This is a genomic window from Pseudonocardia charpentierae (assembly GCF_031845345.1).
Lineage (GTDB): Bacteria > Actinomycetota > Actinomycetes > Mycobacteriales > Pseudonocardiaceae > Pseudonocardia > Pseudonocardia charpentierae.
Genome location: NZ_JAVREJ010000085.1, coordinates 1 through 1,376, shown reverse-complemented (window position 1 = coordinate 1,376; position 1,376 = coordinate 1). Strand labels below are relative to the sequence as shown.

Below are 1,376 nucleotides of genomic sequence, written 5' to 3'. Positions count from 1 at the left end.
GGTCACGTCCCGCCGAGTGGTGTAGCTCGGTCCGGGTGAGGCTCTGCGGTTCAGATCATGCCGTCATCAGTTCCGGGGTGGCCACCCCTTCCTGAGGAGTCGGTGTGGTGAGCAGGGCCATGGTGGCTTCGCCGAGGTAGCGGCGGTCGGTGGCCTGCCATTCGTCGTGTGCCTCGACCAGGACAGCGCCGGCCAGCCGCAGCAGCGCCTCGGGGTTGGGGAACACCCCGACGACGTCGGTGCGGCGTTTGACCTCCTTGTTCAGCCGTTCCAGCGGATTCGTGGACCAGATCTTCTTCCAATGCGCCACCGGGAACGAGGTGAACGCGAGCAGGTCCTCGGCGGCGTCACGCAGCATCGACTCGACCTTGGGGAACTGCCGGCCGAGCATCCCGGCGATCACGCCGAGCTGGTCGCGGACCATGTCGGCCTGGGGTTGGGCGAAGATCGTGCGGATCGCCGCAGCCACCATCTCCGCGGATCCCTTCGGCACCTGGGCGAGGACGTTGCGCAGGAAATGCACCCGACACCTTTGCCACGAGCTACCGATCAGCACGGCGGAGATGGCCTGCTTCAACCCGGTGTGGGCGTCGGAGATGACCAGCTGCACCCCACCGAGCCCCCGCGCCTTGAGCGAGCGCAGGAACGCGGTCCAGAAAGCGCCGTCCTCGCTGTCGCCGACGGCGAACCCGAGGACTTCGCGCCAGCCGTCGGCGCGCACGCCGGTAGCGATCACGACCGCCTGGGAGACGACGCGGTGGTTGACCCGCGCCTTGCAGTAGGTGGCGTCGAGGAAGACGTAGGGAAACTGCTGGCCGGCCAGGCTGCGGTCGCGGAACGCGCCCACTTCCTGGTCGAGGTCCGCGCAGATCCGCGAGACTTCGCGACTTCGCTCTTGCTGATGCCGGTGTCGGCGCCCAACGCTTTGACCAGGTCGTCGACCTTGCGGGTCGACACGCCGTGCAGGTAGGCCTCCATCACCACAGCGAACAGCGCCTGATCGACCCGGCGGCGCCGCTCCAACAGGCTCGGGAAGAACGAGCCGGAGCGGAGCTTGGGGATCCGCAGCTCCAGATCCCCGGCGGTGGTCGACAGGATCCGGGTGCGGTGGCCGTTGCGCTGGTTGGTGCGGGTGTCGGTGCGCTCGTGAACGGCGGCGCCGATGGTGTCGGTGAGTTCGGCTTCGATCAATGCTTGGTAGATGGTCTCGGCGGCTTGGCGGACACGATCGCCGACATCGGCGACCTTGAGCGCGTCGAGGACTTCGAGCAGGGCAGACTGGTCCAGGGCCATCGCGTGGCACCTCTCTACGTGTTCCTTGGCGGGTTCACGCAGAGCCTCACGCGGTGGCCTCTCCTACGTGCTCAGGCACGCCG

The 1,376-nt window shown here is 67.8% G+C and carries 1 pseudogene; it reads right to left on the bottom strand.

Features of this window, described 5'->3' with window-relative positions:
- Positions 1-55: 55 nt before the first annotated feature.
- Positions 56-1,293, bottom strand: a pseudogene (locus RM445_RS31950) (IS256 family transposase).
- Positions 1,294-1,376: the final 83 nt, after the last annotated feature.